The 10,431-nt window shown below is 41.0% G+C and carries 4 protein-coding genes; all 4 read right to left on the reverse strand.

Annotated elements, in window-relative coordinates; all coding sequences use genetic code 11:
- A partial coding sequence (locus tag QNK26_RS07735; protein ID WP_319222005.1) for a dicarboxylate/amino acid:cation symporter occupies positions 1-816 on the reverse strand: 816 nt, incomplete at its 3' end.
- Positions 817-1,003: 187 nt separating this feature from the next.
- Positions 1,004-3,031 (reverse strand): exodeoxyribonuclease V subunit alpha, encoded by a 2,028-nt coding sequence (recD, locus tag QNK26_RS07740; RefSeq protein WP_319222007.1) that lies wholly within the window; start codon positions 3,029-3,031, stop codon positions 1,004-1,006.
- Positions 3,031-6,597, reverse strand: coding sequence for an exodeoxyribonuclease V subunit beta (gene recB, locus QNK26_RS07745; RefSeq protein WP_319222008.1), 3,567 nt, complete (start codon positions 6,595-6,597; stop codon positions 3,031-3,033). The genes recD and recB overlap by 1 nt, the downstream gene beginning before the upstream one ends.
- The gene (recC, locus tag QNK26_RS07750) at positions 6,597-9,989 is read right to left on the reverse strand and encodes an exodeoxyribonuclease V subunit gamma (RefSeq protein ID WP_319222010.1); all 3,393 of its coding nucleotides are present in this window, start codon (positions 9,987-9,989) and stop codon (positions 6,597-6,599) included. The genes recB and recC overlap by 1 nt, the downstream gene beginning before the upstream one ends.
- Between the last annotated feature and the right edge of the window lie 442 nt (positions 9,990-10,431).

The raw sequence follows: 10,431 nt of genomic DNA on the forward strand, positions 1-10,431 counted from the left end.
TGATGACGCTGTTGATAATGCTAGCGCTTGTGGCTTCTTCATCGCCGATATAAATTTAAGTGCTGGCGTATCAGAGAAGAATTTCACCACCAGTGGATAGAAGATAAAAGCGTAGATAATAGTCGCCACAATGTAGACAACAAATAATTTTAATACTATAGCTAATGCGCTAAAGCCAAAGGTACCAACCGATTCCGCCATTAGACCAAATACACCAATTGGGGCAATAATCATTACGCAGTTAATCATCCAAACAAAGGCATCGATAATGGTGTTTAAGCCATCCATGATCGGTTTTGAACGCTCACGTTCAACTTTCGTTAACGCAATACCAAAAAAGATACTGAATACTAAAATTTGCAGAATATTACCACTGGTTAACGCACTAAATACATTTGTTGGGATCATGCCAATGATGGTATCAAATACACTTGGTAATGCACCTTGCTCGGCAGTTACCACAGCAAGACCAGTAGTATGCTGAGAAAAATCAACACCCACACCCGGTTCAAATATATTCCCCATTACTAAGGCAAGCGCTACAGCAATCGCAGATGTCAGCATAAAGAAGACAAACGTACCAACACCAATTTTACCTGCAGAAGGACTATCACCAAGATTCGCAGCACCGGCAATTATCGATACCGCGACAAGTGGGATCACCAACATTTTAATCAAATTAATGAATAACGCACCCAATGGCGCAAAGATAGCGGCACCGTCACCCATGAAGGCACCCACTGCCGCGCCAATGATCATGGCAATAACAACTTGAAATCCAATATTTTTAACTAGACTTTTTTTATCCTTAAGCAAAACACTCTCCCAGTAAGGCTTCAAACAACACTTTATACGTTAACGAAAAATCGCGGCGAAGATAACACGGTAAGTAAGGCATAAACGTGATCAAACGCCAACTTTTCGTGTATATTTTTGCAAAATCGATAACAAAGCATTGCCTTTTTAGGATAAATGATAATTAAGGGTCTAAATCTACGATTCGTTAATCTTGGTTAAGTAATGCCATTAATCCACTCACTCGTTCGGTACGTAATTTAATCGCCTTTTTCATGACGGTGACATTGGTGAATATGTCTAATTGCTCTTTTGCACGGGTAATACCGGTATAAACTAGCTCTCTGGTCAGCACTGGATTAAAGCGATTAGGTAAAATCATTACCGTGTGTCTAAACTCAGAACCTTGTGATTTATGGATGGTCATCGCGAAGACGGTTTGATGCGGAGGCAGTCGACTCGGTAGAAAAGATTGCACATTACCGTCAGCCATTTCAAAATAAACCCGCATGCGACGATCTTCATCCTGCAGGCAAATACCAATATCACCATTGTATAAACCTAGACCATGATCATTATTGGTGATCATTATCGGCCTCCCGGCATACCACTCTGATTGGTCTTTACGGATCTGACGTGCTGTAAGCAATGCTTTTTCAATGCGTTGATTTAAACCTTCAACACCAAAGTCGCCTTCTCTGATCGCGGTTAAAATTTGGAAATCATTAAAACTACGTAGTATCGATTTTGCTTCATCGTCACTCGGTGATACCACGACTTTAGCCAGATAATCTTGATAGCCTGTTTTTGCCATCGTAATAAGCGCGTCATAGGTTTCTGTCGATAACGGGTGCAGATTAATATCATCATGCTGATTTTCCCACACGCTATCAAATTCGTTTAGATCGCCTCTATTCACAGCCCCTGCTAAACAGCCAATACCCGATTCGGCATCGAAACGATAGCTCTTACGTAATAAGCAGAGGCTGTCATATATCGCCGTCGCATCTGTTGCTTGGTATTGGTTGAGATCATAATCGGTAGTCTTAGATAACCAGTTCACTTGCCCAGCGGAATAACCGGCAGTTGCATAAGCACAGATATCAGCTAATACAGAGCCCGCCTCTACCGATGCCAGCTGATCTTTATCACCCAGTAATATCAATCGAGCATGGGGGGGTAATGCCGCTAACAATTTCGCCATCAGCGGTAAATCTACCATCGAGGCTTCATCAACAACCAGTACATCAAGGTGTAACGGGTTATCTTTATTGTGGCGGAATGCTTGTCGATTGGGGATAACACCTAATAATCGATGTATTGTCCCTGCTTGCTCAGGAATTAAATCAGCCACACTGACCTGTAAATCTAACTTGCCCTTCGCACCGGCAATCGACTCTGTTAAACGAGCCGCCGCTTTACCCGTTGGGGCGACAAGCTTAATGGTTAACGCCTGCTGGGCTAATAAACCTTGCTCAATTAACAAGGCTAATAATTTCGTTACTGTGGTCGTTTTACCCGTACCAGGGCCACCGGATATCACCGAAAAATGACGTGTCGCAGCAACAGCAACAGATAGTTTCTGCCAGTTAAGGCAATAGGCTTCGGGGATCAAACTATCTAAGGCATGTAACTCTTGGGCATTCTTAGCTGTCAGCAATACTTGCTCCACATCATGCCAACTAATACGGCCTTTCTTGACTACGTCTAAGTATTTCGCTACAAACGATTGCGCACTAAAGTTAGCTTCTCGCTCTTTCGCTAAAATAGGAAATAGGAATCCGTAATCACGTTTAAATAAGCGGTTAAGGCTGGCACTTAAATCAGGCTGCTGACTTTGTTTAGCTAAACTCTTCAACTGCTGCGCAACTTGTAACTCGTAAGCCCAGTAACGTTGTAAATATAATTTACCCGCATCACTAACGAACTGCAGTGGTGCAGACTCACCCACAACCGCTGAGTTTGCTAATAAATTAGGCCAAGACTCACTGCGACTGGATATTTCCGTCAATAATAAGTGTGAACGGGTTAAGTTTAGATCAAATAACGCATTACTATCTATACGCTGTAAATCAATGCATACATGACCTTTCCCCAGTTGATAACTGGTTAAACAGGCTAATAAAATAATCGCGGGATCAGATTCATAATTACTAATAAATCGAGCAAATTGATAATCAAGTTGACGGATCTGATTTTCATTCGCCAATTCTTTTAAACACTGAAGTATGCGCATTATGCGAGTTCTCCTAAAAATAAGTCATCTAACTGCATAACAAAGTCGAGTGAGGGCTTAGTGAAAAACACGCCATATTCATTGCCGGTCTCAACCCTCATCCCACGTAAGAATAAGTAATAGACACCACCAAAATGCTGTTCGTAATTATAATCTGGAATACGCGAACGTAGAAAACGATGTAATGCCAAGGTATATAACTGATATTGCAGCTCATATCGATGCTCAATCATGACATGATCAATCGCATCGGCGGTGTACTCAACTTGGCTATCACCTAAATGGTTAGATTTATAATCAAGTACGTAATAACGGCCTTCATAAACAAACACCAGATCGATAAAACCTTTTAACATACCACTGACTTGCTGGAAGTCTAACTCACCCGATTGCTGAGATAATCCGTCATGCTGCTTTATCAATACATTTAAATCATCACAATTAAGCGATGAGATAGGCATGAAGAATTCCATCTCAACTTTCTTTTGTGAGGGCGTTAGTTGACGTAAACTAAAACCATCTTGTAATGGACAATCCAGTACCTGATTAACCAATTCAAGTAAAACAGGTAACCAAGCAATATCGTAACCTTCACGTTCTAACAATTGTAAGATCTGTTCGGTTAACGCTTCTTCATCAACATTGGCAAAGTCAATATGCTCAAACACAGAGTGTAATAAAGTACCGGCGGCAGCACCACGTGGGAAACTAAAAATATCCCAACTCATTTCCTTCTCTTCATCTTTCTCGGTATTCACTTCAGCATCAAAACCCGGTAATTCCAGTGATGCATCGTAACTAGAATAACTGTTAGAGCGATGGCGAGACAATGCCGAATAACTCGTTACCCACCAATTCTTACTGATCGGGTTGGTCATGATTTTAGCTTGATAGGTTACCACAGGCTCAGCAACAGGCTGGTAAGCAGGTACTGCTGCTAACGGCGGTTCCACAATCACTGCGCATGCTTGTTGCTCTGCAAGTTTTTCAACACAGGTTGAAAATTCGGTATCTTTGCACTCTTCGCCTTGCTGTAATAGATAGCCCATTGCGTTAAGGTGCATCTTATTATGAGAATTACCCATTTTAACCGCGCCAAGTCCTAACCACGTTGCATAAACACCACGCGTTAACGCAACATAAAGCAAACGTAAATCTTCCGCTAAACGCTCTTCATCCGCTTGCTCTTTCGCTATTTCGAGTGCATCAGCATCATCTAAATCAAGATGCACATAAGTATGCCCATCTTGATGATAAAGCGGCGTTGATGCTTGTCTGGTCGCACAAATGAATGGCAGGAATACTAAGTTATATTCCAAGCCTTTGGATTTGTGGATCGTAACAACCTGCACCAAGTCTGCTTCACTTTCTAAACGAACTAATTGCTCTTGTGCATCACCATTAGGGTTTTCAATCTTCTCACCAAACCAACGGAATAAACTGTATTCACCATCAAGCTCTAAACTTGCTTCTTGCAATAGTTCACCTAAATGCAGAACGTCAGTTAAACGGCGATCACCACCTTGCGCAGAAAGCATGATCGCGGCAATATTCTGCTTATTAAGCAATAATCTTAATGCCGGTAAGAAGCCTTGCCACTGTAAGGTATTTTGGTACAACTTAAATTCAGCAACCGTTTGCTCCCACACTTTTTCATCGTTACTGAGCTGGTCTAATTCGATGGCAGGTTTTTCAAAAATAGCTGTCGCTAATGCCGCACGTAACAACCCCTCATCTTCAGGATTTAATATGGCTGCAAAGATATGGTACAACTCGCGCGCTTCACGACTGGCAAATACACTTTCGCGATTCGACATATAAACACTAGGAATAGATAAAGCATCAAGCTGATCACGGACTAATTTAGCTTCAGCACCAGTACGCACAAGAATGGCGATATCACCTGCTTTTATCGGACGTCCCGATAGCATGGCATTACCTTGCTGGGCATCCGTCAATAAGGTCGCAATTTGGTTCGCAGTCGCCTTGGCATAAACTTGTTGATATCGACCCTTGGTGATATTTTTTTGGTCTTCTTCTTCATGTAGCCACAATTGTAGCGCCGCTGGTTCAATTCCATTTAATAACAATGGCTTGCTTTTACCTTGTGAATCAACAGGCTGGAAACTGATACTATCTTCATAAATAAACGGCTTATTGGCATGTTCAAATACGCGGTTAACTGCACTAACCATCGAATTCGAAGAACGCCAGTTTTTAGCTAACGTATAGTGAGCTTCAACATTTTTACGCGCCTGCATGTAGGTAAAAATATCAGCGCCACGGAAACTATAAATCGCTTGTTTCGGGTCGCCAATCATGAATAAACCAGCACCATCTTGCTTGCCATAAATGGTATTAAAAATATCGTATTGTTGTTGATCGGTATCTTGGAATTCATCAATCATCGCGATTGGATATTGGCTGCGGATACATTCCGCTAAACTAACAGCTTGGTCGCCAGTGAGAGCATCTGATAACCCAGACAACAGATCATCAAACGACAACAGCTGTGATTGGTTTTTAGTTTTCATCACACGCGCACGCACGTATTCAACGGCTTTAACGATGAAACAATCTTTAAGCGATAATGGTTTCTCTAATAAGCGTTCAATATCATCAAATACTTGATGCTCTGGTGATGCTTTACCCTTTTTGGTTTTCGTCGTTAAAGCATGTTGGGAAAACTTAACTAAGCAATCAGGTAGATCGTTTTGTGTGGTTTCTGATTGCGACCACGTCAGCATTTCATGTAACCATTTCGATACGCTTGCAGGACGGTAGCTATTACCGTTTAAATTCCCCGCTTGAATCAACTCACAAAGATCGCCTACGTTTTTAAACCACGACGCTTTGACTTGCTGAATCGAGGCCACGAGTTTGTCGTAATCTTCAGCTATATCATCACTGCTTGTTTTGGCAATAAACTCAATATCAGTATTAGAGAGGTACCCAGCAATGTCTCGTAATAGCGCTTGAGGCGATGACCAAAAGCTATGTACCATATCCACCATGCCATCACTATAGCGATAGAAATGACTACGCCAGAAATCAGCAACGGCATTAAACTTTAGTTGGGACTCATCGGTAATAAATTCACTTTCAAATAATGCTCCCGATTCAAATGCATTTTGCTTAAGCATGCGCTGACAGAAACCATGAATAGTATAAATCGCCGCTTCGTCCATTTGTCTTTCTGCAGCTAATAATAATTTTGCACAACGTCCGTAATCTTGCTCTTTAATATCAGCCAGCAGCAAGCTGATCACGGGATCGTTACTGTGACGAATACTAAATGCGATCCGCGCTTGATGAATACGGGCGCGAATACGATCGCGTAATTCTGCAGTTGCCGCTTCCGTAAAAGTTACAACTAATATTTGTTCAACCGTGAGAAGTTGGTTTTCACCATCTTTGTGATAAGCATTTTCGCAGCCATGCCCTAAAAGTAAACGCAGATATAAACTGGCGATGGTAAAGGTTTTACCCGTACCAGCAGATGCTTCAATGAGGCGCTCTCCATATAAAGGAAACGTCATTGCATTTAGAATATTTACATCAGCCATTATTCAACATCCTCTAAGTATTCAAATATCGGAAATAGTGTGGTTTCAGAGGATGCTTTCATCAAGTCATAAACGTCATCATTTAAACGTGGAAAACTGCGCTGTAAGTAATCATCCGCATTTTCACCCATACGGTTATAACCACCTTCAAAGTTTAACAATGCTTCAGCACGTAATTTATATTCATCAGGTTCAGAACTTGAACACATGGCCTTTGCCCAGCCCCAGCCCGTTTTTGGAAATAGCGCAAAAGGCTGGCAACAACCATCGCTATATACTTCGAGTAATTGAAATAATAATTCTCGCGCTCGAGATTGCTCAATTACTTTCAGGCTTTGTACGATAGGTTTACCCGCGGTTAAATGAACTAAAGTAGTCGGCATCGGATTTTTAACACTAATGCAAAAGCACAAGTGCTCTAACCAAACTTGTAAGTAGTCTTTACCATTGAACCCGCTTGGCTTATGTCGTACCAAACCACCGTTATATACTTGTTTTAACCAACCAACTAAGCGCCCAGATACCAGCGGAATATCGACTTCGATATCATCATTATTATTAGTTAACAGAGGTGTTAACACCTGAGCAAGTTGACTTACCGTAGCCACTTCTTTGTTTAATGATATTTGTCCAAATCGACCTAGAGGCAGACTACCAGAGGCAACTAACCGAGCAGTCACCTGTGCAACATCTCCACCCGCTAATTCTGTTTCTAGCAATTGCGCTTTAAGGTGATATTTTTCTAAATTATCAACATCGAAAGGTTCATCATCTAAGACATCAAGACTTGCTTGGTTAAAGTAAACTTTCAAACGTCGGTTAAAGAAATACTTGGTTGGATGACGGTAAAAACGCAATAACTCCGCTAACTCAATTTCTTGAGTATCATCGTTAACAATTAATGCCGGCAAAGGCTCGCTTAAGAATTCTCTTAATTCAACATTCGGCACTAATGCGGGTAACCATTCTTTCGCGAAAGACATTGGCGACTCAGGATTAAAATAACGCGCATCAAAAGGCTGCAATGCATGATGATTAATTAAATGACTCAACAAACGCTCTGCTGATTCATCTGGTGAAAGATGTTCATCACCCGCAATACAAAAGCTTTGCTGACAATATTGCAATAACTCAGTAATCAATACAGATGGCAAACGTTCACTCTTATCGCGAATGCTGTTACCTATGTAGCTAATGTATAATTTACTTTGTGCTGAAATCAACGCTTCTAGAAATAGATAACGGTCATCATCACGACGACTACGATCACCTTGTTTGTGATCATTCGCCATTAAATCAAAGCCCATCGGTGGTATCGAACGCGGATAAACACCGTCATTCATACCAAGTAAACAAATGACTTTAAAAGGTATTGAACGCATTGGCATCAGCGTACAAAAGTTAACTTGTCCAGCAAGAAATTTTTGGCTTGAACCCACTTGGGATAATGAATTATTTAAATAATCACGTAATACCAAGGGTGTAATTAATTTGTCGTAACTGGCACTTTTTAATTGCTCATCAAGATGAGAAAAAGCATCGCGAATAATCTTTATCGATTGCTCATCATCGACATCAATTTTGTAAAAACTATCAATGAGTGCATTGGCTAATTTAATCCAATCCACAATCGATTTAGGATCTTGCAATGAGGTAATGCTATCTAATAGCGCTTCAATAAATTGAGCCAGTTTACCTAATAATTCAGCTTCAATACCCTGCACTTCTGGATACGGTAAGATACCTTGGTAAATATCATCACCACCATATGCATAGCCTAACAGCATGCGATGTAAGCCAAACAACCAGGTATTTTGCTTCATACCAGGCAAATCAAAGCGTGTAGCGTCATCCTCATCTAATCCCCAACGGATACCCGACTCATCAATCCATTGACGCAATCGGTTAAACTCGTCAGGTGTAATAGCAAAACGAGCTAGCACCGCGGGTACTTCTAATAACGATAATAGTTCAGAGACATTACAGCGTGATAAAGGTAAAGCCAGTAACTGTAAAAAACTGAGTAGGATAGGATTATCATATTGTGCACCACTATCAGAAACTGAAAACGGTATATAACGTTCATCATAACGATCGATGGCACCAAACACAGCTTGAATATAAGGGCTATAGCCATTCACATCAGGCATCATGATAACCACATCTCGTGGGTTTAAATCTGGATTTTCCGCAAACATTGTTAGCAGATTATTATGCAGTACTTCGACTTCTCGCATCGGGCTGTGGCAACTATGCAGCTCAAGTGAAGAATCAGTTATACTAACAGCAAGCTTATAGCAGCTATCAGGTTCTGAACCATCATTTATTGACGAACTAAATTCAGCCATACTGCGATCGGATAAATCTAAAATATCCCGCTGGATACTAGCCAGTAAGCCTTCGCTTGTCGGTTCAATAAATACGTCTAATTCCTGACAGCCAAATCCAGTTAATAACGCCAAGTTATCACGACCGAGTTTACCCATGGAAGCTAATAATGGATTACCAACTTTAAAGGCGTCATCTTCATCAAATAAAGCACGAACTGTAGCTTCATCACTCGCGCTAACTTTATTACTCATTCCCAACTTTTCATTATTATGATTAAGCATAGTACGTTGTTTTAACAGCCACTTAGGGTCGATAAGGTCACCCCAATACAATCGACACGGATTAGATAACATAAAGTGAACATCAGTATGTTTGCCAAGCGTTTGTAGCGCATCTAAATAGCGCGGAGGTAGTGCTGAAACACCGAATACAAATATCCGTGCAGGTAAAAGCGTAGCATCAAAACTCGGGTGATGAAGACGTGCAATAAATTGATCGTATAAGTTGGCACGATGGTAATGAGATTGACCAAGTTCTTCTGTCTTTGTGACTAACGCGCGCCATAATAGCGGTTGCCAAGGGTGTGTATCCGCGTGGACATTTTCACCAGACTCCCAAGCCGCAACCCATTCAGGTCGATACACTAAATATTGATCAAAGGTATCCGATATTTTTTGGCATAACTGAAATAGGCGGTAATCATCGGTGTCATCCGCTAAATAATGCTTTAATGATTCGAATTCAATTTGTTCTAATAAATCAGGCAGTATCAGCATTAACTTCCACGACATCGCTTCTTTATTGAAAGCACTTTTGTCTGGGATATTAGGTAATACTTTCTGGAACATTTTCCAAATGAAAGACGCCGGTAATGGAAAGGTGATATTAGCCGATATACCCATCGACTTCGCTAACTCCATTTTCACCCATTGCGCCATACCCGGACTTTGCACCAAAACTTGTTCTTCGACAAAAGGGTCGGCAAGTGGATCTTTAGCAATAAAGTGAGCCATAAGCTCTTTTAAAATATCTAACTGATTCGAATGATAAAGATTAAACACGGTAACTCCAGACTGATAACCTACTGGAATTGTGGAGCATACGAACTAACTATGCAATGTAGAAAAAACGACATGTTGGTTTTTGCGACAAAAATATGAAAACCTATCCGGCAGATGAAATTAAAAGCACGTGATCAACTACCGATATAATTTAAACTAAAAAATAGTTAACCCAAAATATAAAAAGCCAGCTGTCGGCGGTTTTTTTATTGTCTATCACGGCTGCACATCTTGATACTCAAGCTACCCGATCAACACTCTGACCATCCTGGCCGTTTAATTAACCGCAGACAACTACCAGACCCTAAATTTTAGACACAAAAAAGCCGATATCATCACTGATATCGGCTCTCTCTAATTTGGCGCTTGGCGATGCCCTACTCTCACATGGGGAAGCCCCACACTACCATCGGCGTTATTACGTTTCACTACTGAGTTCGGA

It is taken from the genome of Moritella sp. (genome assembly GCF_033791185.1).
Classification (GTDB): Bacteria; Pseudomonadota; Gammaproteobacteria; order Enterobacterales; family Moritellaceae; genus Moritella.